Consider the following 26,141-nt stretch of genomic DNA (forward strand, 5'->3'; position numbering starts at 1 on the left):
CACATGGAATTCAAAATCATAGACTTATCCGCAATTTTGGTTGCCGAAATGCCTGGCACCCAGCCTCCTTCACCAAGTTATCCCGAGCCGGGCCAGCAAGCACCCATGAACCCGACACCAATTGTCCCAGGAACGGACGCGCCAGAGGTGAGTACGGGTACAAATATGGATGACGACATCCCGGCTGAGGACATTGATGAGAGGGAAGTGGGGGAAATAGAGGCGGAAAATCCCTGAAACACTTGCTAGTTTGATTCTACCAATTTTTTGATCTCAACCAAAATGGGATTCCAGCCTTCGCCGTTGTTATAAGAATCCTGATATCTATTTTCTCCGTTTGCCACAGTACTGTAATCTCCCTGCGAAACATTAAAAACTGTGCTTTCTCCATCGGGAATAAGTTCATACGTGACTTTGAGGTAGTTTTCGGAAGTATCGTCGATATCAGAATTTGGATCTATGGTTGTGTATATCAGTGATTTAGGGGGATCTATTTCAATGATTTCACCTTTCACAAAGACCATTTCTTTTCCCTCATATTCACCTTTCCAAAGCAATTCGCTTCCTGGTTTCCAATCGGATACAGTTTCACAACCGAACATATATTGCTTGGTCTGCTCGGGATTGACTAGTGCGTCCCATACTTTTTCAACCGGGGCGGCGATTGTAATACTGTTTCTGATAATAAGTGGCTCTGCCATAGGTTTGTAGCGTTTGATGTTAGAATGATGATGTAAACTTAGCCTGTTCCATCCGGGTCAAGGTTGCGTATTACGGATTATTTCTAACCGAATAGGGTGTAATCCCAAACTTTTTCTTAAATGCATTATTAAAGTGCTGAGGCGTTGCATAACCCAGCTGTAATGCAATTTCTGCGGCAGTTTGTTGGCTATCAAGCAGGTACTGACGCGCTAGGGTAAGCCTTTGGTCCGTCAGGTATCCGAAAACGGTGTTATTGAATGTTTCCTTAAACCCCTTTTTCAGTTTGTACTCGTTTAAACCCACATAACGGGATATTTCGGACAGGTTAGGCGGACAATGCACCCGCTCGTTGATCAGGTCCCTCACGGCAATGATCTTCTCTTTATCTGCTTTGCTTTTTATAAAAAGCTCTGTTTTATTTTCCGAATACCCGCAGCCATCAGCGCATAAGACCAGCAATTCAATGCTTTTTGACAATAAAAACAGCTTTTTCAGCTGATCGGAGTACTTACAATGAATAATCTGGTTGAGAACTTGCTGGATGTTTGAATCTATCGCGCCCCAGTTATTTGAAAGAATGGCGCTTTTTCCTGCGATGATCTGATCTGAAAAACGTTTCAAACCCTCGCTGGCGTTCTGGGTGAATTGTATAAAAATGTCCTTAGGAAATTGCACGCCAAAAGTTTCCAATTCCAGGGTTTTGTTGTAAACCACCATATCAAACTCTTTGGAATACATGATGTTATGGTGTCCACCAACCAGGTCGAAAGTCGTGTTAAGCTGTTTGTAAGAAAACATGTAATCACCTTTTACACCAAAATGCATGCGGACAACGTCGGAACTGGCACTTTTTGAGGCGAAACTGGTCAGCTCAGTGAATGTAGAAATGCTGTGTCCAATGCGGATTCCGTCGCATTGCCAGATGACGCCAGTCATTTTACCTTTCTCGAATTGCCTTGATATCCTTTCCTCCATTTGTATTCTAAAATCTTTGCATATTGGGCTATATGTTTTTGCCGGTTCCGTTCGGTCGGGTATCGAGGAACAATGCGAAACATTCTGTTTTGAGAACATTGAAATTAGGGAGGAATTGTTGGGGAATGATTGTCATAAGTTGGCAAATTTCTGTTTCAACTTTGCATTGGCAGAACCTTTCAGTGGACTTCCATGCCCGAACACCGCGATATCAAACTCAAAATCAGCCGCTTTTAAAACACTTTTTATCCCTAGCTGACGGTCTTCGTAAATAGTACAGTAATCAAGTCCAATCAAATTAGCGCAAATATCGCCCGCAATCAGAACGCTGTCGCTTTTTACAAGAAGCGCAACATGCCCTTTGGAATGTCCGGGCGTGTGAATGACCTGAATACCTCCAGCGATTGGCAGTATGTCGTTATCCGAAATGCGGTAAGCAATGGTACATGGCTCCGTTTCATTGGGACTGCGTTTTATCAATGCGTTGTATATGATCCAGTTGATAATTCCTGGCGACGGATGGTGCGGTAACCTGCCGCCAATTCCTTTTTCAACCAATGCAGCATCCTCGGAATGTGCATAAATGGGTATTCCCAATGTTCCTTTAATATCGGCGGCACTGCCGCTGTGATCAGGATGGGCATTTGTCAGGATGATCTTATTGATGTCGTCGGGATTTTTCCCAGCCCTCTTGATGGCCGAAAAAATTTTGTCCTTACTATTTTTACTGCCGGTATCAACCAATGTCAGGCCATTATCTTCAATGACAAAGGCATTTACTTCACCCAACGAAATTTGGTAAACGTGTTCGGATACTTGTTTCATGTCAGGTCCGGGATTTAGATTCGAAGGTTGAACGGAATTTAGTTTTTAAAGCTACAAAAACCCGTTTTATTTGTTGGCATTAATAGCCGCTACCCTTTATGAATTACAACTTCATTGCGCAGCAAACCAGCATTTCCGAGAAGCAAGTCCGGAACACGATTCAATTATTCGAGGAAGGTGCAACGCTTCCGTTTATCTCCCGCTACCGAAAAGAGGCAACGGGCGGGTTGGATGAAGTGCAGATCGGGGCTATAAAGGAATCCTGGAATAGACAGCAGGAAGTAGAGAAGCGGAGAGAGGCGATTTTGAAAAGCATTGAGGATCAGGGCAAAATGACGCCTGATTTGAAGAGAAAAATTGAAGGTGTCTTTTCACTCACGGAGTTGGAAGACCTTTATCTGCCTTACAAACAAAAAAGAAAAACCCGCGCCAGCATTGCCGTCGAAAAGGGCTTGGAACCTCTTGCACAGCTGATTTTCACGGGTATAGAGACCGATCCGGAAGGTAGGGCGGCGTCGTACCTGACGGATCAGGTAGTGTCGGTGAGTGATGCGCTGCAAGGAGCGCGTGACATCATTGCGGAGTGGATCAACGAAAATCAGGAGGCTAGGACGCGGATCAGGAACACTTTCCAGCGTGGAGCGATCATTACGGCCAAGGTTAAGAAGAAAAAAGAGGCAGAGGGAAGCAAATACCGCGATTATTTCGATTTTTCTGAGCCACTTTCCCGTATTCCGTCGCATCGACTTTTGGCGATCAGAAGGGGGGAAGAGGAAGGTTTTCTGAGCGTCGATATTTCGCCCGATGAAGACCAGGCGCTGGAATCATTGGACAGGCTATTCTTGAAGGGCCCAACGGCTTGTAAGGATCAGATGGAAGAAGCCATTGGGGACGCTTACAAGCGATTATTAAAACCCTCTATCGAAACTGAATTCAGTAATTTGTCCAAGGAAAAAGCGGATATCGCTGCTATCCAGGTCTTTACGGAAAATTTGCGTCAGCTTCTTCTGGCATCTCCGCTCGGACAGAAAAATGTCCTTGCCATTGATCCGGGTTACCGGACGGGTTGCAAAGTAGTGGTTTTGGATAGCCAGGGAAATCTTTTGGCGGATCTGGTGATTTATCCTTTCGATAGGGCCAATGAAGCGCAGACTAAACTGGCGGAACTGATCAAAAAATTTAAAATCGAAGCAATTGGCGTGGGTAATGGTACTGCAGGACGGGAAACCGAAGACTTTGTGAAGAAGGTTTTGGAAGGGTCGGGGCAGTCGAATGATATCGGGCTGTTCATGGTAAGTGAACAAGGTGCTTCCATTTATTCAGCTTCGGATGTGGCGCGCGAGGAATTTCCGGATAAAGATGTTACTGTCCGGGGATCGGTTTCTATTGGTCGCAGGTTGATGGACCCGCTGGCCGAGTTGGTTAAAATTGACCCAAAATCTATTGGAGTTGGTCAGTACCAGCACGATGTGGACCAAAATTCACTGCGAAATGCTTTGGATATAGTCGTGGAAAGCTGTGTAAATTCCGTAGGCGTAAATCTCAACACTGCGAGCAAGCACTTATTGCGCTATGTATCGGGCCTGGGACCCGCTCTGGCGCAGAATATCGTGGATTTTCGGACTAAAAACGGAAATTTTAAAACACGTCAACAATTGTTAAAAGTGCCCAGGCTCGGTTCGAAAGCCTTTGAACAGGCTGCCGGCTTTTTGAGGATTGAAAATGGATCTAACCCTTTGGATAACAGCGCAGTACATCCCGAACGCTATGACTTGGTGGAGCGGATGGCCAAGGATGCAGGTTCGTCCGTAAAGGATTTGATGCAAAAGGCGGAGTTGCGAAAGGCAGTCAGGCCCGAGAAGTACATTTCGGATGTAGTCGGTCTTCCAACATTAAAAGACATTCTGTCTGAACTTGAAAAACCCTCTCGGGACCCAAGAACAGAAATGAAAAAGTTTGAGTTTGAAAGTTCGGTGCGAAAGCCGGAGGATTTAAAGGTGGGGATGATACTACCAGGATTAGTAACTAACATTACTGCCTTTGGTGCATTCGTGGATATCGGTGTAAAGCAGGATGGCCTGGTTCACGTTTCTCAACTCGCCGACAAATTTGTAAAAGATCTCAATGAGGTGGTCAAACTTCAGCAACAGGTTCAGGTAAGAGTTACCGAGGTTGATTTGGCAAGAAAGCGAATTGCACTGAGTATGAAATTGTAAAAATGCCACCCTGAGCGTAGCGTCCGGCCAAAGGGCGACATTTGATATTTACAAAACGTGCTTGGCTTTTTCTTCCAGGATGTTCTTAATATTTCTCCCGACTTTCATCCAGTTATCTTCCGCTTTCACGACATCTTCATCGGTTTCCAAATTATCCTGCGTAATGGTGAGAGTCGTTTCGTCATCAAACTCGGAGATGTGGTAAGTCACGTGCATATAATTATCCTCAAAATCATCGGTACCAAAAAGCGGGCTCCAAAAACTAAATCCAAGGACCCTTTCCGGAATTATTTCCAGGATTGTGCCTTTGTCTTCATAAGCTTTTCCATCCCACTCTCCATTGAATGTAATCGGACTTCCTATTTGCCAATCAGAGCTGACAATAGCTCCATGCATATATTGTTTGACGATTTCAGGATCGATTAATGCTTTCCAGACATCAGGTGGACTTGCGTAGATCGATATGGATGTAGTTGCAATCAGTTTTCGGTTCATCAGCTCTAAAAATTAGTCTGTCAGGAAAACAGAGAAAATCGTGCCAATCAGGACAATGTCACGACGCTGGCTCGAATATTTAACAGACGATAGAAACAAACTCATTCATGCAAGAATTATATTATACCCAGACGCTTCCCATTTCTTTGGATGAAGCCTGGACCTTTTTCTCCGATCCGGCAAACCTTAAAGAAATAACACCGCCACATATGGATTTTGTAGTTACTTCCAAAAGTCGCGCTGACAAAATGTATGCGGGCCAAATCATTCGTTACATCGTCAAGCCTGTGCTGGGAATCCCGTTGAAGTGGTGTACAGAAATTACGCATGTTGTCGATAAACAATACTTTGTGGATGAACAGCGATTTGGACCGTATGCATTCTGGCACCATCAACACCGGTTTACAGCTGTTGAAAACGGAACATTCATGGAGGATATCCTGCATTATAAGATTCCATTTGGCTTTCTTGGCAATTGGGTAGACGCCTTATTTGTGCAAGGTGAAGTGCAGGGAATATTTGATTATCGTAAAAAGGTACTCACCGCGCGGTTTCCTGGCTAGCAATTATGTTAACCTGAGATTTATAGAGCTAGCGAGAAACGTAAACAGGTTGAAAGAATAAGCAGTTATGCTCAGCTAGGCAAATACTCAAATCTTTCATTTTACTGTAAATCAATGTGTTATACTAAAAAAATAGTACTTAATAAATGTAATAACCTTTTATTAAGTACTATTCTTTTTACACGATGCTCTTTTAAAGAAAGTTTTCAAAGTATATAACTAAACTTGCTTTCAGCGCTTATCACAAGTACTTAAAGTGTAACACTTATGGTATGTAACAAATGTCGGATAATCTCTTACTTATTATACATTTAAACAAATCAAAAAATATTAAATGTATTTTACGGAAAATTATTTACGAACTTTTGATAATAGTCTGCATAAACAGCTTATTGTTTTTACAGAGCGAATTAAAAGTATCATGCAAATAGTTATTTCGATATTTCACTTTCATTTCATATTAATATTTCTTGGAATACTTTCAATTAAAGTAGAAAGTATTCAAAATACTAAAAGCATAAACCTTTTGATACTATCTAATTTTATCGAAAGTCTGGTATTATTAACAAACCTAATACTCATTTCAACACCGTCAAACCTCCTTTGTAAGACCGCCGGGTATATTGGATCAGGTAGTAATAGTAGCCTCCGGAAATATTGGTAGGGCACCAATCGTTAGGGCGGATTTTTGAATAATAAACTTGTTTACCCCAGCGATTAAAAATCGTAATGTCTTTGAAGCGATCATCGCATTGGTCTTGCGGTAATTCCTGAAATACGAAGCAATCGTTTTTACCATCCGCATTGGGGGTGATCACGTTGGGGAATTCAGGAAAAGGTTGTTCACCATTTTCTTTGACAATTAGCTTAACCGTTGTGGTGTCGCTTGCAGAAGCGCAGCTCTTATCCATCGTGATGAAATCAACAAGGAAAGCCTGTTCGGCTTCGCCGTTTAACAGCGCGCATTCAGGATTCCAGGAGTAGGGGGAAGTCACGGTTTTGATCCCCGATTTTCCTTCAAAGATCATTCCCACATCTCCCATATCGAAGCCACGCCCAGCCGCAGATAATGAAATCGTATTGGTGTCCGGATCTGCGCCAAGAACATCAAAGGAAATGCCTTGAGGACTTCCAATGGTATAGGTTATTTCCGGAATAGTCAGCGAAGTGTGAACAGTAGGCGGGTTGTTCGGGGATTGGTCTACGATAAAGAACACAGGTTTGGACACAGGCAGCGGGTTACCTTCGCATCGCATATCTTCCAGTTTGAAATCGACAGCCAGGGTATCGCCTTTTTTAGCATTGCAGGGAGGCGTCCAGGTGAAATTCTGCTGCACGGCTTCAACGCCATTTACTGAAGCGAAATTCATGCCCATATCGCCCATATTGAAATCTCGCCCACGTCCGGACAATATGAGGTTATCCTTGTCCGCGTCTTTCCCATATACGATGAATGTTACGGGCATACCTGCGGTCACATGTACATAGTCGCCCGGCAAAGATGTTGTAACTTTTGGTGCATTGTTACCGCTGTTTTCCCGTCGGATGAAAATATTTAGCGTATCGGTCAGTGGAATCGGACAGCTTTCATCTTCGGCGATCAATTCAATTTTGATTGGCCGGTTGTCATACGTCACAAAACATTCATCCAGACAAATTTGAAACCGCATGGTATCATTTACAATGCTGGTACGAAATTCAGCGGGCAACAATGTGAAATAATCTTTCGAACTGTTTACTGCCTTTCCATTGACTTTGATCAGCTGAAAAATGGTAGGATCGGTGACAATAACCTCAAAACAATTAGGGTCGCCTTTTTTGATTGTAATAATTTCATTTTCAGCATAGTATGTTGTTTTTCCCTTTGGTTTGAACAACAATTTCGGTGCTTCCATTTTAGGACAGTCTACAACCTTCAATTGAAAGTCGCGCGTAACCGAGCCGATTTTAACGCCATTTCGATATTCGTCTACCTGAACTGCAAAAACATAAAGCCCCACGCTTCCCGGAGTGACCGAGAGCATTCCCGTAGAAGCGTTAACCCGAAGCGGCTGTGGACCGGGGATAACATTGGCGACGTTGATGCCATCGATCCAATCAAGGCGTGGATAATTGGAAGAGCCCCGGCCCGGAATACTTGGATTGGCTTTGTCCGAAAATCCCTGCATGGGCGTTACAATGGTGTAGGTCAGGCTGTCTCCATCTGCATCGTCGCCACCAAAGTCGAAAAAAAACGGAGAGTTCACGCAGGCATAATCACCTTTGATCGCCGGAAAAACAGGCGAAGAGTTTTTGAAGCTCACATTGTTTTTTACCAATGGAGGAAATTCAAGATAAAATAGGCTACCTGCATCACCGGGCGCTTTGATGTTGGTAATCGTTCCATTCCGGCAGCATCTGTCCCACACCATATAGTAGCCCTGGGCATCGTCAAAGCTAGCCGCATCGAGCCTCACCGTGGCGCTGTAAGTAATCATATAAGTTTGCAGCGTGGATATTCCGCAAAGCGGATTTGCGTACGTGACCGATTTTCGTTCTATTTTTGGGGCTTCAAGCCAGCCGACCGCCGCGTTGTCCCTTTTTCGAAACACGTATATGTTAACACTCGGATCCTCGGCCCCGGGATTACCATTTAATGCATCAAAGTACATGGTAAGACCGATGTTGTAGTTATAAGCGCTATTTGGATTTTCGGTGATGAAGAGCTGGCCGCCGACAATGTGTGTAGCTTGGGCCTGGGTAATGGCAAACAGCATCAAAATAAAGCAGATGAACCGTTTTTTCATGAGAAAATGGAGCTGTAAAATTAATCCGATAGGATATTGGAATTAGTAAATGAAATGAGAAATATGCCTAACAATAACATATACGAGTACGTTGAAATTACCGATTTTGCCGCAGAAGGCAAGTGTATTTTTAAATCAGAAGACGGTGTGATTTTCGTGGAAGGGAACGTAGCCCCCGGTGACATCGTCGACCTGCAAGTTGTAAAAACCAAGAAAAAATTAAAGGAAGCAGTCGTCACGAAAATTCACACATTATCCCCTTTACGTACGGATCCGTATTGTATTCATCATACGGTTTGCGGTGGTTGCCGGTGGCAGCATATCGCTTACGAGCACCAGCTTAAATTCAAAAGGCAGCAGGTTATTGATCATTTTGAAAGGATTGGAAAGATCAGGCATGTTGAGATAAACCAGATTCTGGCTGCTCCCAGGACGAAATATTATCGCAATAAGTTGGAATTTACTTTTTCAAACTGGCGCTGGCTAACCAAAGAGCAAATGGATTCGGGCCAGGCGTTTTCCAAGAACGCGCTGGGCTTCCACGTTCCAAAAAGGTTTGACAAGATCTTCACCGTAGACCACTGCCATTTACAATCCGACCCTTCCAATACCATTCGCAATTCATTGCACCATTTTGGCGATTTGAAAGGGATACCACATTATGATGTTCGCTTTAATGTGGGTGTTTTAAGAAATCTGGTTGTCCGCACGGCCAATACGGGCGATGTGATGGTGATTGTGCAATTCGGTCAGCAACACGACGAGCACATTGCGGAGGTAATGGAGTATCTGCATCAAACGCATGAGGAAATTACGTCGCTTAATTATATTGTGAATTTAAAAGGCAATGATTCTTACCAGGACCAGGATGTTGTGCATTATGCGGGCGAACCATTTATTCGTGAAACGATGGAAGACCTGACATTCCTGGTCGGGCCGAAATCGTTTTACCAGACCAATTCAGAGCAGGCTTACCAGCTTTTCAATGTAGCCCGGGAATACGCAGGCTTGACGGGCAATGAATATGTGTATGATTTATACACTGGAACCGGTACTATCGCGAATTTTGTAGCCCGCCGGGCGAGAAAGGTGATTGGGATTGAATATGTAGAGGCGGCTGTCCAAGACGCTCGCAGGAATTCAGAATTGAACGGCATTACCAATACTTCCTTTTTTGCAGGCGATATGCGGAGCATTATGAATGAAAATTTTCTGAAAACACACGGCAAACCGGATGTGATCATCACCGACCCACCCCGTGCCGGAATGGATCTTCCTGTTGTGGAAACAATTTTGAAAGCGGGTGCAAACCGCGTCGTTTACGTGAGTTGCAACTCAGCCACGCAGGCGCGGGATTTGGCGTTAATGTCTGAACAATATGAAGTTACAAGAGTTCAGCCGGTAGATATGTTTCCCAATACACATCATGTTGAGAATGTGGCTTTGCTGGTAAGGAAGTGACTTCGACTGCGCTCAGTCTGACAAGGCATTGTCAGACTGAGCGCAGTCGAAGTCTAAAAAGGTGGCTCGCTGTCAGGCCCCTTATAATCAAAATTACTTAAATCATTAGCCCTGCTCCTGAGCGTTCCGCTGGCCGGATTGGGCTTACCCTGACTTTCAAATGATGAAATGGGGTTGTTTGGGGTAGGAATTGGTCGGTCGCCCGAAAAAGGAACGGTATTGAAACCTGAATCCAGGTCAGTGAACTTGGTATATTTTCCAATAAACCTCAATTGAACGGTATCCAAGGAACCTGCACGGTTTTTGGCTACGATTACTTCTCCGATCCCTGCGGTGGAATTCCCTGCTTCATCTTCGGTAATGTTATAATACTCGGGACGGTAGAGGAACATGACCATATCTGCATCCTGCTCAATAGATCCAGATTCCCTTAAATCGGATAGCTGGGGACGTTTTTCACCACCGCGGGTTTCTACGGCACGACTAAGCTGTGACAGAGCAATCACTGGTATGTCCAGTTCTTTTGCGAGATTTTTGAGAGACCTGGAAATCATCGCAATTTCCTGCTCCCTGTTTCCCGCTCCTTTTCCGCCTGTATCTCCTGTCATTAACTGAAGGTAGTCAATCACAATCATCTGAATGTCGTGCTGGGCTTTTAACCGACGACTTTTGGCGCGTAATTCGAGAATGGAGAGGGCGGGGGTGTCATCGATAAAAATGGGTGCATTGGTCAGCCGGTGAATCCGATGGTGCAATTGCTCCCATTCGTGCGGTGCCAGGCTTCCTTTCCTGATTTTCTCGCTGTCAATTTCGGCCTCAGCAGAAATTAATCGATTGACAAGCTGCACGGACGACATTTCAAGTGAAAAAATAGCTACCGGCATATTAAAATCAACCGCCGCATTTCGGAGTGAGGAAACCACAAAAGCGGTTTTTCCCATACCCGGGCGGGCGGCGAGGATCATTAATTCGGTTTTTTGCCAGCCGGAAGTTAATCTGTCCAGCGCGCTGAAACCGGACGGCACACCGGTAAGCCCATCTTTATTATTCTTTTTCAAATCAAGTTCAGCCAATGCCTGACGCATCAGGGAACCCATATCCGCATAATTTTTCTTGATATTGGATTCGGAGATCTCGAACATGGCTTGTTCGGTCTTATCAAGAAGCTTGAAAACGTCCGTTGTATCTTCAAAAGCCTCGCGCTGGATTTCCGAAGCAATCTTAATAAGCTCCCTCTTTATGAACGCCTGGGACAGGATCCGGGCGTGGAATTCAATGTTAGCGGCAGAATTGACTTTACTGGTCAATTCCATAATATAAGAGGCGCCTCCAATCAGTTCAAGCTCGCCCATGCTCCGCAATTTGGAGGTGACGGTAAGCATGTCGATCGGTTCAGAATCCGCAAAAAGAGTAATGATCGCAGTGTATATACGGACGTGCGCTTCCTTGTAAAAAGTATCGGGCCGGAGGATATCTGCAACTGCGGTTAGAGCATCCTTTTCGATCATTAAAGCACCCAGAACAGCCTCTTCCAGATCAATCGCCTGAGGAGGTAACTTGCTGAAAGTCTGTTCGATAGCTGGTGTTCGAGTACCGTATGGCCTCTTTTGATTGTTACCAGTTTTTGTTCCTGTCTTTGTGGAGTAATTGGGTGCCTTGTCGTTTTCCATATTAAGACAAAGTTAAGCATTGAAGGGCGTTCGGAAAAGGAAGAGCGACGATCTTGGAACAATAAATATTTTCAAAAATGAGGACTTTTTGCTGTGCGTCTGATAATGAAACAGTTGATCAGAAGATGTTAATTTTCCACTGATAGATTTACCCCGCTTATTGAAAAATCTAAATCTATCTTTTATAAATGTTGGTTATTATTACTAAATTTTACAAGAAATATAGAAACACTAAACTTTAATTCATTTGCTGGAAAAAATCATCACGCTCGAAGACGTATCAATGGTGGATTTTTTGGGTATTCACAATTCGAATATTAAAGAAGTTGCCGCCGCTTTCCCCGAAAGTAAAATCATTTCTCGCGGTAACGAGATCCGCATCCAGGGTACTGCCCCCGAAATCATCCGTATCACGGACATTATGGAATCCCTCCTGGCACATTACCAGCGTTACGGGAAAATCACCAACGACAATGTAAAGGGCTATTTGAATGGTTTGGTAAAGGGGCCCGTCGCCAATGGGGAAAATGATGATGACGTTATCGTTTACGGAAACAAGGGCCTGGTGGTTAAAGCAAAAACCAAGAACCAGAAACTGTTGGTGGAGCAGGCAGAGAAATTTGATCTCGTATTTGCTGTAGGGCCGGCTGGTACCGGAAAGACCTATACAGCGGTGGCAATCGCCGTCAGGGCTTTGAAAAATAAAGAAGTACGGAAAATTATCATTACCCGTCCGGCTGTTGAAGCAGGGGAGAACCTGGGATTTTTACCTGGTGACTTGAAAGAAAAGATTGATCCATATCTGCGGCCTATATATGATGCATTGGATGATATGATCGCTCCGGAAAAACTTAAATTATATCTGGAAAGCAGGGTCATTGAGATCGCGCCACTGGCATACATGCGTGGACGGACGCTAAATAATGCATTTATCCTGCTGGATGAAGCGCAAAATACAACCCCAATGCAAATGAAGATGTTCCTGACCAGGATGGGGCCAAGTTCGAAGGCGATCATTACGGGCGATAAATCGCAGATAGACCTTCCGAAAAACCTCAGGTCAGGGTTGATCGATTCATTGCATGTCTTAAAAGGAATCAAAGGAATTAGTTTTGTTGAATTGGATGGATCCGACGTGGTGAGGCACCGTTTGGTTAGGGACATTCTTGCAGCGTATGAAAAATCTGAGCAATAAGTTTCTGCTTACATGGATGTTGATCGCAGGTTTTGCGACGTTAGCCGCGTCGCAAAATCCGGATGACCTGATGATTCGCTGCGCAGAAACGCAGCGCGACTCGCTTAGACTTTCAAAAAATCCAAGATTGCTAAATGCACGCATCAATGCCGAAGAACTGATCCGGAACCATATCGCCCTTAACCGAACAAGTCTGAGAGCATCTGCTGACGACATTATCACCATCCCTGTGGTTGTACATGTCGTTCATAGTAAGGAAGATATGGCCATTGGCGGAGCCGGAAACATCAATATCTCCGAGGAGCAAATTCAGAGCCAAATTGATGTATTAAATGAGGATTATGGCAATACCTCGGGCTACAAAGGCTTTTACACGGATTCGCTTGGCGTGGATACCGGAATCAGATTTAAGCTGGTTACCGTGCTCCGTACTTTCAATGAAACCGCCCAGTTCAGCCCGATCGCCGATGCTGACGAGCTAGCTAGGATCTCACCGGCTTGGTTTACCAATCGTTACCTTAATATCTGGGTTTGCAGGCTTACCGACCGTTATCTTGGAACTTCCCAATTCCCGGTGGTGACTGAAATCAACACGAAAACCAGCGGACTTGCTACTTCCGAAGACGAGGCGCTGGATGCGCTTACCGATGGAGTGATCATTGATTACCGGTACTTCGGGAGGGATTCGGAGGTAATTACAACCAAAATTTACAACCTGGGCAGGACAACGACCCATGAGGTAGGCCATTGGCTCGGTCTAATCCACATTTGGGGCGACCGGACTTGCGGAACCGATTATTGCAATGATACTCCGACTGCAAATACCAAAAATGAAACGACAGATGTTTCCTGCACGCCGGTTTTCTCGGAATGCAGAGGTACTGTAAGCAGAAATATGATTGAAAATTACATGGATTACTCTCCGGACGCTTGCATGAGCGTTTTTACAAATGATCAGAAAGAGCGAATGCATGCCGTACTGGAATTGAGTCCGCGAAGGGCTAAACTGGTTGAATTTTCCAGGATCACCGGCGATAATGTGATCGTCGATCTTTATCCTAATCCCGTTCAGGGGACTCTTTTCACAAATATTTTCACGCCCAATTTTGAAGTCTTTACCGTAACAGTCTTTAATCAGCGCGGCCAAAAGGTTGTGGATGAAGCTGTTAACCGCACAATGCTCGACGTTAAAAATTTCCCAAGCGGCTTGTACTACTATAAGGTTTCGAGCGCTAGTCAAACGATAACCAAGAGTTTTCTTGTAAGGTAATGTATGTTTCCACGCGCACCGTTTGTCGGTATCGCTCTGCTATACCTCGCTGGTATTATAGCAGGTGACTGGCTTCTTTCTTTGGTTTCAATCTCTTCGGAGGCAATCATCCTCATTGCCTTTTTATTGTTTGCTTCCTGCATTCTAGCCTATCTGATCCGAAAAAAAGTGCTTTTTGGATTTTGCTTCTCGGCGCTTCTGGTTTGTCTCGGCACTTATGGTAAAATCGCAGTTGAAGAAAGAAACAATGCTGAAATCCAGCAATTTGACCAGCAATATCATACACATTACCAGGCTACGGTTTCCAATCTTCCGGAAAAGCGGAAAAGCACATATCGTGTCGAAGTGGACATCAATAGAACACGACTTGCGCGTGGCAAATGGAAAAATGTGACTGCCCGAACATTAATCAACATTGATGCTGATATACAGGATATTCCCAAGCCGGGACAGCAGATCATTGTAAAAGGCAATTTGGACTTACCAATGGAAGCAACCAATCCGGAACAGTTCGATTATCGCCGCTATCTCAAAAATAAAGGGATTTTATGGGTTGATTATCTTCGAAAAGGTGATTTTCAGACAGTATCTCTTCAACCCAGCAATTACAATCTGACCTTATGGAGTTTGAAAATTTCTGAATGGGCTGATCAGGAGTTTCGTCGGCAGATTGTAAATGACCAGTCTTATGGGTTGGTGAAAGCAATGTTCCTCGGTAGGCGGGATGACCTGGGTGCGGAGCAGATCAATCATTACGTGGCGTCAGGCACAGTTCATATTCTGTCGGTATCGGGTATGCACGTGGCCATTATTTTCTTGATCATAAGCCATGTACTAAGCTGGATGAAGCGGTTCAGATTTGGAAACCTGTTTTACTTATGTACGATAATTCTATTGCTTGGATTTTACGCCCTCATAACCGGTCTCGCACCCTCAGTGCAGCGGGCGACGATTATGTGCATTATTTTTGTGGTGGCGGAAGTTTTTGGCAAGAAGAATAATGCCATGAACACGCTGGCATTTTCAGCGTTGCTGATACTGCTATCAGATCCTTCCGTGGTTTATGATGTAGGCTTCCAGCTTTCCTATCTTGCAATGAGCGGAATTTTTCTCTTTTACAAGCCTATTCTCAGCATTTTGTCTCCCTCGAACAGGGTCAGCAAATTCGTCTGGCAAATTACCGCGCTATCTTTTGCTGCCCAGCTAGCAACATTTCCTTTAAGCCTTTATTACTTTCATCAATTCCCAAGCTATTTCTGGCTTATTAATCCGTTTGTTATTGCTTTTACAAATATCTTATTGCCCGCGTCAATGATCATGCTGGCAGTGAGTACGCTTAATATCACCTGGCTGCAATGGTTGATCAATTCGGTAGTGGATTGGTCGGCAAGGCTTACGGATCTTTCTGCAACAATTCCCGGTCGCCTGCCCGGTTATCTTGTTGAAAATCTGCATTTAGGGCTTATAGAGATTTTGCTTTTATATTTCTTGATGCTGGCGAGCTGGTTAGCATACGAACGGAGGGAATATGTTTATCTCAAATGTTCATTTGTGATCGCATTCCTTTTCGCGAGCTTTTCTGTTTCACAAAGCGTTCACATTTACATGACGCCCAGCATTGTGGTACACAATGTTCCAAAGCATTCTGTGTACAGTTTCAAGCGCGACAATGTGGTGTATGTTGCCTGCGACAACGGATTCCCCATGGACAAACAGGCTTATGATTTCTATCTAAAAAATTACTTGATCAGCCAGGAGGCCGGCGAAATCAAATTCATCACCGCGGAAGACAAATTGTGAAGTTATTGGACTTCGTAAACCGCCGCAATCTGGGCGGCTACTTTTTTGTCCCAGGCGGCTTGGGCACCTGCATTAAGTCCGTGGCCCGTTTCTCCATCGTATCGTTCCTGGTCCTGGTTCATTTCGCGGAAAGCTTCCAAGAACTGGTATTGGATTTCGCTGTCGTAATCTTCAATCGTGAGTTCGGCTTTCCGAAGTCTATCCTTGAATTTTTCGACCACCAGTCTGGTAATGTCAAAATGAATCTGCTCGTGTCTTAGAGTACCAGCATTGCGTGACTCAAGGCGGCCCCAGGACATGCTTTTGACCATAAAAACCTTTAAACCAATTTCCAGCACCAGGTGATCATCTTTTGGATAGGATTTTCCTTCATAGCCAAAACTGGTAAATACAGCAGCTGCATATTTACTTCCTGGTTTGCCATTTCTCACCTTGAAATCGTCCCAGATCAGCGGCCTCTTTGGTGAATAGAAAACCGTATCCTCCTTAGGATCAGTTATTTCTGTGAAAATCAATTGTAGGCCACGCGCCAGGGCTGGATTTTTTCCGGCATTCAACGTCATCCATTTTTGGAAATGTGTTAATGATTGATCCAGCAACTGCTTGACGAGTTTTTGATAATCGTAATCGCGCTCCGGGCGGGTATAGGTAGCGGAAGTTTGATAATTGGTCAATTCCACTGGCTGCATGTCGCGATACCAGCGAAAACGGACGTGGAGTTTTACGTCGCCCGTTACTTTGTTGGGAGCAACCCGTTTTTCATTTAATGATAATTCTTTAATGGTAATGAAGATCGGTAGCGCATTCAGGTCTTTTTTCGGAGCGGAGAATGACCAGTAGTCAAATAGTTCTTTATCGGCCCGGCCGGGTAAAGTGACTGGAATTTCTTTTCCAAAAGCGATTACTTTCCCGAGATTTGCTCCTGGCAAAATTCGCTTATCTTCAACTTCCTGGATAAAAAATTTGTAATTTTTGAACAGCCCGGCAGGCTCCTTATAAAGATTCAGCACAATCCTTTCCTGCTGCGAAAAAGCGGGATAGATTAAGCAGAGGAGCAACAAACTGAGCAAAAAGCATCTAACCATACGCTGCAATCCGTTGTTTAATGCAACGGCATTTATCTAAGTTTGTAAAAATTTCTATTATATCACGAATGACATTACCTACAACGAATATGCGCCCTGAATTTGGTGCCATTTATATGGATCTGGCAAAAAATCTTGCCATGCGTTCACATTGCATCAAAGCACAGGTCGGCGCGGTGCTAACAAAGGATACCAGGATTATTTCGATAGGCTACAATGGTCCTCCTGCAAAAACCCATAATTGTGATGAAGAATTTCCGGGAGTAGGATGTCCGAGGGATTCAAAGGGAAGCTGCTCACTGGCATTACACGCGGAGCAAAACGCGATTCTATTTGCAGTTAAAAATGGCTCCAACATCGAGGGAGCAACACTTTTTGTGACATTGGCCCCTTGCATTGCCTGCGCCAGGGTGATTTACACAATGAAAATCAAAAAGGTAATTTTTCTAAACTCCTACGCCGCTTACAAAGGAATCGCGGTAGAAGAGGGGGTGGAATTTCTTAAGCGTTTTGGCGTGGAGGTGGAGCAGTATAGGGTAAATGAGTGAATGATTCAATGAGTGAATGAGTGAATAAAATTTGCATTCAGTCATTCACTCATTCAAAATTCACTCATCGCCCGGCGACCCGGTCAAAATTAATAATGATGCACCCCACCAGCCCCATGCACATGTCCGTGGCTGATTTCTTCGGCGGTGGCGGGGCGGACGGAAATGATCTGGCCGGAAAAATGCATTTCCTTGCCTGCTAACGGATGGTTGAAATTCATAATCACCAGATCATCTTTGATTTCTATCACCTGTCCGTGCATTCTTTCACCGTCTTCATTGGTCATAGGAATGATATTTCCGATTTGAAGCAACTCTTCCTGGTTCACATCCTCCATCTGGAAAACCGATTTTGGAAGGTCCACCACAGCATCTTCGTCATATTCTCCATATCCTTCTTCCGGAGCGACGACAAACTCAAAAGTATCTCCTGCTGAAAGTCCTTCTATTTGATTTTCAAAACCTTCGGGAAGTCCGCTGATGCCCTGGATAAAATACATAGGATCCTCTTCCGTTACTACTTCCACGACGTCAGTTTGGCCTTCCGAATCTGGAATTGTGAGGCTATATATCAACGAAATGACGTTATTTTTTTCAACTTTCATTTGTTAGTTTGATTAAAAACAATGTTGTTATAAAATAATTGTTCCATAAAGGATAGGGTAAAACAAACCTACAAGATTTTTGCCAAAATGTTATTCGAATGAATTTTTTAGCCCATATTTTGCTGTCAGGAGAGCGGGAAGGCGTGCTCATGGGAAATTATGTTGGTGATTTTATAAAAGGACGTTTGACCGAGGAAAAAACTGTTGATTGGAACCAGGACTATGTTTTGGGCTTGAAGCTGCACCGATTTATAGATTCATTTACAGATACGCATCCCGAAGTTCAGGAGGCAAAGCATCTGGCAGCATTGTCGCTGGGAAAATTGGCCGGGATCGTTATGGACATTTATTTCGACTATTTCCTGGCCAGCCATTTCAGTGATTTCAGTAAAGACTCCCTATCTGCCTACGTTCATGCTAAGTACGCCGTGATCGAAAAAAATGACTATCTAGTTCCGCAAGATATGATACCTATGGTAAGGTCTATGATACGGCAGGATTGGCTCACAAGCTACGCGACATTTGAAGGAATTGACCTGACATTTCAGCGTTTATCGCGGAGGGCGAAATTTTTGGCACCTATCAGCAACGCAGTCAATGACTTGCGCGCAAATGAGGATTTCTACTACCAAAAGTTTCAGAAGTTCTTTCCCGAACTCCAAATGAGATCCGCTCTTTTTATTGCAGAAAACGGATCCGGGATATTTAAAGTCGGCGCCCCGCTGTAAATTTGGAAATTCAAGTGACCTCCAGAATTATCCAAGACCCCACATTCAATAATGGCTCAAACCCCGGACAGCATTCTGAAAGAGATAAAGGGTAAAACCTTCCGCCCCATTTATTTTCTGCACGGCGACGAGCCTTATTATATCGATTCGATTGCGGACGAGCTTGAAAAAAGGGTCGTTCCGGATTCTGAAAAAGGGTTTAATCAATTTGTATTGTATGGAAAAGACATTGATTTGACGGGTGCATTGGGTTATGCCAAGCGATTTCCATTTATGTCTGAACGTCAGCTTGTTATTGTAAAAGACGCGAATAAGCTGGTTGGGATCGAGCAGAAAGAACAGCAGACGCGGTTGGAAGATTATGCATTGAATCCATTGCTGAGTACCGTGCTCGTATTTTGTTTTCATGCCAATGCAGATGAACGGAAAGCCTATCTGAAAGCTATCAGCTTAAAAGGTGCTGTTGTTCAATCTAAAAAGATGTATGACAACAAGTTACCTGAGTGGGTTTCTTCTTTTTGTCAGCATGAAGGGGTGAAAATCAGTCCAAAGGCCGTGCAGATGCTTGTTGATAACATTGGGAATGATCTGAAAAGGCTTGCCAATGAAATCCGCAAGATCATGGTCAATTTACGGGTAGATGAAGGGATTGATGCGAACGCGGTAGAACGGTTTGTGGGTATCAGCAAGGAATACAATGTTTTTGAGTTTCAAAAAGCGCTGATGCACCGGGACGTTTTCAAAGCCAATCAGATCGCGACCTATTTTTCATCCAATTCCAAAGAAAATCCGGTTTCACCCATATTGATCATCCTCTATGGTTTTTTCTCCAAATTGTTGCTGACACATGCCAGTAAGGATAAGAGCGAACGGAACCTGGCGACTGAGCTGGGTGTGAATCCATATTTCGTTAAAGATTACCTGCTGGCCTGCCGAAACTATCCGCTTGCCAAAGTCACGAACATCATTCATTATTTGCGAGAATGCGACGGCCGGCTCAAAGGTTTGGATGGGGTGAGTATCCCTGAAGGTGAACTATTGAGAGAATTAGTGTTTAAAATTCTCCATTAAGGTCTCGCACAGCAAGATCCGGGTTTTAGCTGCCATAGAGCTGTAATATTTTTGGTTATGAATAATGAAAGAATTTTAATACCAATTCCAGCCCTTTTCAGCTTCGACGAATGTCTTTGGTTTCTGAACAGGAACTATGATGATTGCCTGCATGTGATCAAGGGAAATGCAATTTTCAAAACCCTGGAAATAGGAGGGGAGGTCATTTTAATAAGGATCAGGGAAAAAGCTGCTTTTTTGGAAGTTACTATATTGCAAGGAAGGGCATCCGCGGAAAACAAAGCTTATTTGACGGATTACGTGTTCGAATGGTTTGATATGCGACATAGCATTCAACCGTTTTATGATCTGCTCATTGCGGATGGACGATTTGCTTACATGACGGAGGCATACAAAGGTCTGCGGTTGATTGGGATTTCGAATCTGTTTGAGGCGATCTGCTGGTGTATTATCGGGCAGCAAATTAACTTATCCTTTGCGTATAAATTGAAGCGGCGGCTGGTTGAGAGATTTGGCATTGAAACTGAGCAGGATGGGGATGTATACCATGTATTTCCAGCCGCAGAGATATTAAGTGCCGCGAATGTTGACGAATTGAAAGCAATACAGTTTTCGCAAAAAAAGGCTGAGTACATCATTGGAATAGCGAATGCTTTTGCAAATGGCGCACTCAGCAAAAAGTTTTTGCTCGATTTGCCCGATTTTGACTCCCGAAAAAAAGCATTAACCGATCATAAGGGAATAGGTATCTGGACTGCAAATTACGTGCTGATGAAATGTCTGAGAGAGCCGGGTGGTATCCCTCATGGAGATGTCGGGCTTTTGAATGCGCTTTCAAACCACGATATTATTAAAGATCGAGGGGAAGCAGGTAAGATACAGGCGCTTTTTGACCAATATCAGGGTTGGGAAAGTTACCTGGTGTTTTATCTTTGGCGAAGTCTGGCGGTGAAAGATTTAGCCTGAATTGCCCTTCCATTTTTTGTAATCATCCTTCATACAATGCCCGCAAGGCCGGTATCCTGCTACCATGGCTTCATGCTCAGATGCAAAGAAAACCCGGTTCTTGACTTTCATCCGCTTACCTGATTTGCAGGATAATGTACCGTAGATTTTCAGGTTTTTATTTCCTCCAAATTTTATCAATCTATTGTCAATCAAGCTTTTCAACTTCTTGCTGGTTCTGTAAGATTCCGGGCCTAATTCTGAGTGGAGGATCATTTTTGGATTAGCTAAGGGCGTCATGAAAAATAATGCCGAGCGTATAACGGCTGCCTCGGTGTACTTCGCTTACACCGTGTTTCATATTGGCCCGATAATATCCTTTAGAACCTTTGACCGGTCGAAAATTCGTTGTAAAAAGCAGAATATCGCCTTTGCGGGGATTCAAAACAATTGCTTTGGATTGGGCCCTGGGTGTTTGTTGCGTGAGTACAAACTCGCCTCCGTCATAATCTTGACCAGGTTCATTCAAAAAAATCACCATTTGAATGGGGAAATAAACCTCCCCGTATAAATCCTGATGCAAGGTATTATGTCCGCCCTGACCGTATTTTAAGATGAGTATTGTGGGTTTTGTCTGGTTTTGAGATTTGCAGATCAATTGGAATTCCTCGAAATGCTCGGGATATCTTAGCGGAATGTTGAGCACTTCCATCCATTTATTGGCCACAGGAGCGAGTTTTGGATAAAATTCTTCCCGAAGTTCCTGAATGATAGCAGGTAATGGATAATTGAAATATTTGTATTCACCCAAACCAAAACGGTAACGCTCCATACTAATCGTTTTGCGATAGCTGAGCGGATTATCATATTGACCAACAAGTGCTTCACATTCACTGGCCTCCAAAATATTTTTGAGAAGTGCGTACCCTTTTTCGTGAAGATTTTCTTGAATTGCCTGCCAATCAAGGTTGCTGATCCTATCCATTGTAAATCGTTTATTTTGTATCCCAAATCACTGATCTGAATACAAAATAAATGACTGGACACCCGACAGGAAACCTGATTCTTGCGGAGATCAGGCAGAAAAGACAGACTCAGTCTTGCGTTCACCGATTTGCTGACGCCACATGGCATAGTAAAGCCCTTTTTCATCCAAGAGATCATGGTGGCTTCCTGTTTCCACGATTTTTCCTTTTTCCAAAACGTAGATACGGTCCGCATGCATAATGGTTGAAAGACGGTGGGCGATCATCACGGTAATGTGCTGACGCTGATCGGTAATGTTGCGAATGGTATTTGAAATTTCCTCTTCTGTAAGTGAATCCAAAGCGGATGTGGCTTCGTCAAAAATGATCAGGTTCGGGTTACGCAGCAATGCCCTGGCAATAGAAAGCCGCTGACGTTCACCACCGGAAAGCTTCAATCCTCCTTCACCGATAACAGTTTCAATGCCATTTTCAGCTCTGGAAAGAAGGTTATAGCAGGCCGCTTTCATAAGTACGTCATTGATCATCTCGTCGGTAGCGACGGGATTTACGAAAAGCAGGTTTTCCTTAATCGTACCTGAAAACAGTTGCGTATCCTGGGTTACAAAGCCGATTTTATTCCTTATTTCATCAAAATCAATGTTGTCGCCATTGATACCATTGTAAAAAACATGACCTTCAATCGGATTGTATAATCCCACCAGCAGTTTCACCAAAGTGGTTTTGCCAGAACCAGAGGGGCCTACAAATGCAATGGATTCGCCTCGCTCGACCTGAAATGAAATGTCTTCCAGGGCAGGCCTGCTGGCAGTTTGATGTTGAAATTTAACGTGATCGAATTTCAATGCTTCGATCTCGCCGATCATTTCCGGTTTGTCGGGCTTCCGTTCCACTGGTCTTGCCAGTAATGTCTGAAGATTGTTGAGTGAAGCCTCCGCCTCTCTGTATGAAAGGATCACATTGCCGAGTTCTTGCAATGGCCCAAAAATGAAGAAGGAATAGAATTGCATCATCATCATTTGCCCCACCGTAATCTTGTCGCGGAAAACGAAAAAGATCAATGCGAACATGATGCATTGCTGCAGGAAGTTGACAAACGTTCCCTGTATAAAGCTGATGGAGCGTATGCTTTTTACTTTACGTAATTCCAGTTTCAATATTTTAAAAGTCGTCGTGTTCAACCGACCGATCTCCTGCTGTGTTAATCCCAAACTTTTAACCAGTTCAATATTCCTCAGGGATTCAGTTGTCGATCCGGCCAATGCAGTCGTTTCCTTCACAATGGTTTTCTGGATCACCTTAATCTTGCGGCTCAGGATGCTGGTCAGGATAGCCAGCACAATGGACCCAACCAGGTAAATGAGCGGGAGCATCGGGCTTAATTTGAACGCAACGATCACAACGAAAACAATGCCTACAATGGTGGCGAAGAGCACATTAACGAAATTGGTAATGAACTTTTCACAGTCAGCCCTTACCTTTTGCAGAACAGACAATGTTTCCCCGCTCCGCTGATCTTCAAAATCCTGAAAAGGTAATCTTAGCGCATGTCTGAGCCCATCCGTGTAAAGGCTCGCGCCAAATTTCTGGATGACCACATTCACGACATAATCCTGAAATGCTTTCGCAATCCTGGAAACCATTGCTGTGCCAATAATCATCAGCAATGCAATAAGCACACCTCTGAAAAACGCATCGCTCATGCCATTGTCCCTGAATTCCTTCGCTTTATTGGCGTAGGGATCAATAAGGTAATTACCGAGAATGTAGGGATTTAGAAGTGAGAAAACCTGGTTAATGGCTGCTAGTAATAACGCCAATAATATCAGCGCCTTATACCGGCTGAGATATTGTAGTAATAATTTCATACAGTTCTGGTGAATCGGTGGAGTACCTGGAAGGATAAACCGAAAGTTTGAGAATTTAATTCTCTGAAAGCACAAAATGGGCTGTAACAAAAAAGACACCCATCTGGATGTCTGTAACCGGGTAGCGGGGAGCAGGATCGAACTGCCGACCTTAGGGTTATGAATCCTACGCTCTAACCATCTGAGCTACCCCGCCGTATTGTGGTGCAAAAGTATATTAAATAAAATTATCGCACAACCCGTTTTATAATTTTCAAGACCAAAACAGGCAATAGTCAAAAAAGAAGCAAATTTAACTTTAAGGACATATATTCCCGAATTATGCTATATTACAGCTTTTAAATCGGCGGATAAGGCAGGAGCGGATGGGTCAATCTTTTTTATTTTAATTCATATGGAAAAATATAAGTTTACTACCGAATTTGAATTGCGGTCCTCCCCAAAAGTACTATTTCCATATATATCCACACCTTCCGGTTTGGAACAATGGTTTGCCGAAAAAGTTACCGTGCTGCCCGATCACCGATTCGATTTTCAATGGGATGGCGACAGCCATATTGCCAGACAGACTGGTTTAAGGATTAATAAAGGGGTACGTTTTGATTTTGAAAATACAAGTGATGATAATCTCGATAATAACCATGTGGAACTGAAACTTGAAGTAAGCGAGTTAACCCAAACGACCTTTTTAAGGGTAATCGATTACTCTTCCAATAAGGATCAGGACGAGCTGGCGTCGTTGTGGGATGGATTTATGGATAATTTAAAAGAAATTGTAGGTAGTTGATGAAAAAGCTTGATAAGCTTATTTTGACCTCCTTTTGGGGTCCATTTATTATAACAATGTCGGTTGTGGTCTTCGTTTTTTTAATGAGAATCATGATCTTTTACATTGATGATTTTGTTTCCAAAGACCTGGGGCTCACCGATTACGCACAATTATTCTTCTTCTTCAGCCTCATTACCGTTCCCACCGCCCTTCCGCTTGCCACATTATTATCTTCATTAATGGCTTTTGGCAATCTGGGCGAGTTTTTTGAACTGACTGCCCTCAAAAGCGCGGGCATTTCAATTGTTCGGGCCATGCTGCCGCTCTTCGTTGTTGCATTGTTTATCAGCGTTTTTTCCTTCTATTTTAATGATCGTGTCTCACCCTGGGCCAATCTCAAGGGTTACAGCCTTTTGTATGATATAAAGACTACAAAAGCCACTTTGAAGATTAAGGAAGGCATTTTTTACAATGACTTACCTGGTTACAGTATAAAGGTTGACAAGAAACAGGAGAATGGTAAGTTGATTGGAATGGTTATCTACAAGCATAACAACCGATCTTATGAATTAGGCAATACGGAAATTATTCTGGCAGATTCCGGCCGAATGTTTGCAATCAATGAAAACCGTTATCTAGTAATTGAACTTTACAACGGGACCAGATATACGGATGAATCCAACTCATCCAATTCAAGACCGGTTTACATTTCGACGCCGCTGGGTACAACGCCCAGCTATTCCAATTTCAGCCGCAACTCATTCAATCATTATAGGTTAACCGAAAGCCTATCCTCCTTCGGAATGAAAAGGACGGATGAAGGACAGTTCAAATACCATGAGTTCATGAAGAACATCAGTGACTTGACATCCACCGCGGACTCACTTCGCAAATCATTTCTGGAAACCAAAAAGAACCTGGTAGCCGGAAGTCAACAATACTACTCTTATAATTATCGGGAAGGAACGGATAAAACGATTAAGAGTGGGAAGTGGATTGATTCACTGCTAAATAAGCCGGTTTCGGATAGTGTGAAAAAGGAGATCATTCAGAATACACAAAGTGCTTCCAATAGCATGCTCAGTTATACCAAATCGCAGACAGATTATTTACAGACGAAATTGAAAGATGCGAATAAGTATGAATTGGAAAAACACCATAAATACACCCAGGCGTTATCCTGCCTGATCATGTTCCTGATTGGTGCGCCATTGGGTGCTATCATTAAAAAAGGAGGTTTTGGTGTTCCTGTCCTGGTTTCCATCCTGTTTTTTATCCTGCTTTATGTTTTGACTAACCAGGGCGATAAATGGGTAAAAGAAGGATTGCTAATTGTACCTGTTGGGGCATGGATGGCCAATACCGTTTTATTATTGGCAGGTTTGTATTTCATTGACAAAGCCCGAAGCGACTCTCGTTTGTTTGAAAAGGATGTATATCAAATGTATATCAAACGCATCAGGGAACAGTGGGCAAGTAGATTTGGGAAATCCCGCCTTATCCAATCATAATAAAATTATATTTTTAAAATAGGTATAAAAACCTTAATTTTGCAGCCTTATTTATGGCAGGGTGCTG

At 43.6% G+C, this 26,141-nt stretch carries 24 protein-coding genes and 1 tRNA gene; 13 read left to right on the forward strand and 12 right to left on the reverse strand.

The genetic code is table 11. From position 1 onward, the window contains the following. The first annotated feature begins 3 nt into the window (after positions 1-3). Positions 4-237 carry a hypothetical protein gene (locus FHS68_RS15955; RefSeq protein WP_167271865.1) on the forward strand — a complete coding sequence of 78 codons (234 nt, stop codon included), beginning with the start codon at positions 4-6 and terminating at the stop codon, positions 235-237. Between the two features lie 8 nt (positions 238-245). Here the strand turns inward: FHS68_RS15955 and FHS68_RS15960 are convergent, their stop codons facing one another. From FHS68_RS15960 to FHS68_RS15970, 3 genes are all read right to left on the reverse strand, one after another. Continuing rightward, positions 246-701: an SRPBCC domain-containing protein gene (locus FHS68_RS15960; protein ID WP_167271867.1), complete on the reverse strand. Its 456-nt coding sequence runs from the start codon at positions 699-701 to the stop codon at positions 246-248. A gap of 70 nt (positions 702-771) precedes the next feature. Next, on the reverse strand, positions 772-1,677 hold the full coding sequence (locus FHS68_RS15965) for a helix-turn-helix transcriptional regulator (protein WP_167271869.1): 906 nt from the start codon (positions 1,675-1,677) through the stop codon (positions 772-774). Positions 1,678-1,809: 132 nt separating this feature from the next. Next, complete coding sequence (locus FHS68_RS15970; RefSeq protein WP_167271870.1) at positions 1,810-2,502, reverse strand: MBL fold metallo-hydrolase; 693 nt, start codon at positions 2,500-2,502, stop codon at positions 1,810-1,812. Between the two features lie 98 nt (positions 2,503-2,600). Between FHS68_RS15970 and FHS68_RS15975 the strand changes: the two genes are divergently transcribed. Further along, entirely contained in the window at positions 2,601-4,718 is a 2,118-nt protein-coding gene (locus FHS68_RS15975) for a Tex family protein (protein WP_167271878.1), read from the forward strand. A 48-nt stretch (positions 4,719-4,766) separates the two neighbouring features. Here FHS68_RS15975 and FHS68_RS15980 read toward each other — a convergent pair whose 3' ends face one another. Continuing rightward, positions 4,767-5,213, reverse strand: coding sequence for an SRPBCC family protein (locus tag FHS68_RS15980; RefSeq protein WP_167271880.1), 447 nt, complete (start codon positions 5,211-5,213; stop codon positions 4,767-4,769). Positions 5,214-5,320: 107 nt separating this feature from the next. On the opposite strand from FHS68_RS15980, the gene FHS68_RS15985 reads away from it, so the two are divergent. After that, on the forward strand, positions 5,321-5,776 hold the full coding sequence (locus FHS68_RS15985; protein ID WP_167271882.1) for an SRPBCC family protein: 456 nt from the start codon (positions 5,321-5,323) through the stop codon (positions 5,774-5,776). A gap of 578 nt (positions 5,777-6,354) precedes the next feature. On the opposite strand, the gene FHS68_RS15990 is transcribed toward FHS68_RS15985, so the two are convergent. Beyond that, on the reverse strand, positions 6,355-8,562 hold the full coding sequence (locus tag FHS68_RS15990) for a T9SS type B sorting domain-containing protein (protein ID WP_167271884.1): 2,208 nt from the start codon (positions 8,560-8,562) through the stop codon (positions 6,355-6,357). 63 nt (positions 8,563-8,625) lie between these two features. On the opposite strand from FHS68_RS15990, the gene rlmD reads away from it, so the two are divergent. After that, a complete protein-coding gene (gene rlmD, locus FHS68_RS15995; protein ID WP_167273304.1) occupies positions 8,626-10,023 on the forward strand; it encodes a 23S rRNA (uracil(1939)-C(5))-methyltransferase RlmD in 1,398 nt (465 codons plus the stop codon). A gap of 53 nt (positions 10,024-10,076) precedes the next feature. Here rlmD and dnaB read toward each other — a convergent pair whose 3' ends face one another. Beyond that, the gene (gene dnaB, locus FHS68_RS16000) at positions 10,077-11,693 is read right to left on the reverse strand and encodes a replicative DNA helicase (protein ID WP_167271886.1); all 1,617 of its coding nucleotides are present in this window, start codon (positions 11,691-11,693) and stop codon (positions 10,077-10,079) included. 247 nt (positions 11,694-11,940) lie between these two features. Between dnaB and FHS68_RS16005 the strand changes: the two genes are divergently transcribed. From FHS68_RS16005 to FHS68_RS16015, 3 genes are read left to right on the forward strand one after another with little or no spacing between them, the layout of a single operon-like run. After that, positions 11,941-12,888: a PhoH family protein gene (locus FHS68_RS16005; protein ID WP_167271888.1), complete on the forward strand. Its 948-nt coding sequence runs from the start codon at positions 11,941-11,943 to the stop codon at positions 12,886-12,888. Further along, positions 12,869-14,158 (forward strand): M43 family zinc metalloprotease, encoded by a 1,290-nt coding sequence (locus FHS68_RS16010; RefSeq protein ID WP_229211923.1) that lies wholly within the window; start codon positions 12,869-12,871, stop codon positions 14,156-14,158. The genes FHS68_RS16005 and FHS68_RS16010 overlap by 20 nt, the downstream gene beginning before the upstream one ends. 3 nt (positions 14,159-14,161) lie before the next feature. After that, complete coding sequence (locus tag FHS68_RS16015) at positions 14,162-15,958, forward strand: ComEC/Rec2 family competence protein (protein ID WP_167271890.1); 1,797 nt, start codon at positions 14,162-14,164, stop codon at positions 15,956-15,958. A 2-nt stretch (positions 15,959-15,960) separates the two neighbouring features. On the opposite strand, the gene FHS68_RS16020 is transcribed toward FHS68_RS16015, so the two are convergent. Then, complete coding sequence (locus FHS68_RS16020) at positions 15,961-17,043, reverse strand: DUF922 domain-containing protein (RefSeq protein ID WP_167271892.1); 1,083 nt, start codon at positions 17,041-17,043, stop codon at positions 15,961-15,963. 68 nt (positions 17,044-17,111) lie between these two features. Here FHS68_RS16020 and FHS68_RS16025 point away from each other — a divergent pair, with 68 nt between their 5' ends. After that, on the forward strand, positions 17,112-17,591 hold the full coding sequence (locus tag FHS68_RS16025; RefSeq protein ID WP_167271894.1) for a deoxycytidylate deaminase: 480 nt from the start codon (positions 17,112-17,114) through the stop codon (positions 17,589-17,591). 89 nt (positions 17,592-17,680) lie between these two features. Here the strand turns inward: FHS68_RS16025 and FHS68_RS16030 are convergent, their stop codons facing one another. Further along, the gene (locus tag FHS68_RS16030) at positions 17,681-18,196 is read right to left on the reverse strand and encodes an FKBP-type peptidyl-prolyl cis-trans isomerase (RefSeq protein WP_167271895.1); all 516 of its coding nucleotides are present in this window, start codon (positions 18,194-18,196) and stop codon (positions 17,681-17,683) included. A 98-nt stretch (positions 18,197-18,294) separates the two neighbouring features. Between FHS68_RS16030 and FHS68_RS16035 the strand changes: the two genes are divergently transcribed. The 3 genes from FHS68_RS16035 to FHS68_RS16045 are packed head-to-tail and all read left to right on the forward strand — an operon-like array spanning position 18,295 to position 20,961. Continuing rightward, a complete protein-coding gene (locus tag FHS68_RS16035; protein ID WP_167271897.1) occupies positions 18,295-18,924 on the forward strand; it encodes an acyl carrier protein phosphodiesterase in 630 nt (209 codons plus the stop codon). A 51-nt stretch (positions 18,925-18,975) separates the two neighbouring features. Then, a complete protein-coding gene (gene holA, locus FHS68_RS16040; protein ID WP_167271899.1) occupies positions 18,976-19,995 on the forward strand; it encodes a DNA polymerase III subunit delta in 1,020 nt (339 codons plus the stop codon). Between the two features lie 57 nt (positions 19,996-20,052). Continuing rightward, entirely contained in the window at positions 20,053-20,961 is a 909-nt protein-coding gene (locus FHS68_RS16045) for a DNA-3-methyladenine glycosylase family protein (RefSeq protein ID WP_167271902.1), read from the forward strand. On the opposite strand, the gene FHS68_RS16050 is transcribed toward FHS68_RS16045, so the two are convergent. From FHS68_RS16050 to FHS68_RS16065, 4 genes are all read right to left on the reverse strand, one after another. Further along, the gene (locus FHS68_RS16050; RefSeq protein WP_167271904.1) at positions 20,953-21,216 is read right to left on the reverse strand and encodes an Ada metal-binding domain-containing protein; all 264 of its coding nucleotides are present in this window, start codon (positions 21,214-21,216) and stop codon (positions 20,953-20,955) included. The genes FHS68_RS16045 and FHS68_RS16050 overlap by 9 nt on opposite strands. 7 nt (positions 21,217-21,223) lie before the next feature. After that, positions 21,224-21,925 carry a 2OG-Fe(II) oxygenase gene (locus FHS68_RS16055; RefSeq protein WP_167271906.1) on the reverse strand — a complete coding sequence of 234 codons (702 nt, stop codon included), beginning with the start codon at positions 21,923-21,925 and terminating at the stop codon, positions 21,224-21,226. Positions 21,926-22,015: 90 nt separating this feature from the next. Continuing rightward, positions 22,016-23,794: an ABC transporter ATP-binding protein gene (locus tag FHS68_RS16060; protein WP_167271907.1), complete on the reverse strand. Its 1,779-nt coding sequence runs from the start codon at positions 23,792-23,794 to the stop codon at positions 22,016-22,018. 122 nt (positions 23,795-23,916) lie between these two features. Continuing rightward, positions 23,917-23,990: transfer RNA gene (locus FHS68_RS16065), tRNA-Met, on the reverse strand. A 198-nt stretch (positions 23,991-24,188) separates the two neighbouring features. Between FHS68_RS16065 and FHS68_RS16070 the strand changes: the two genes are divergently transcribed. Beyond that, entirely contained in the window at positions 24,189-24,581 is a 393-nt protein-coding gene (locus tag FHS68_RS16070) for an START-like domain-containing protein (RefSeq protein WP_167271909.1), read from the forward strand. Next, a complete protein-coding gene (locus FHS68_RS16075) occupies positions 24,581-26,074 on the forward strand; it encodes an LptF/LptG family permease (protein WP_167271911.1) in 1,494 nt (497 codons plus the stop codon). Before FHS68_RS16070 ends, FHS68_RS16075 begins: the two co-directional genes overlap by 1 nt. Positions 26,075-26,141 lie beyond the last annotated feature (67 nt).

The sequence above is a fragment of the Dyadobacter arcticus genome (assembly GCF_011762185.1).
GTDB lineage: Bacteria > Bacteroidota > Bacteroidia > Cytophagales > Spirosomataceae > Dyadobacter > Dyadobacter arcticus.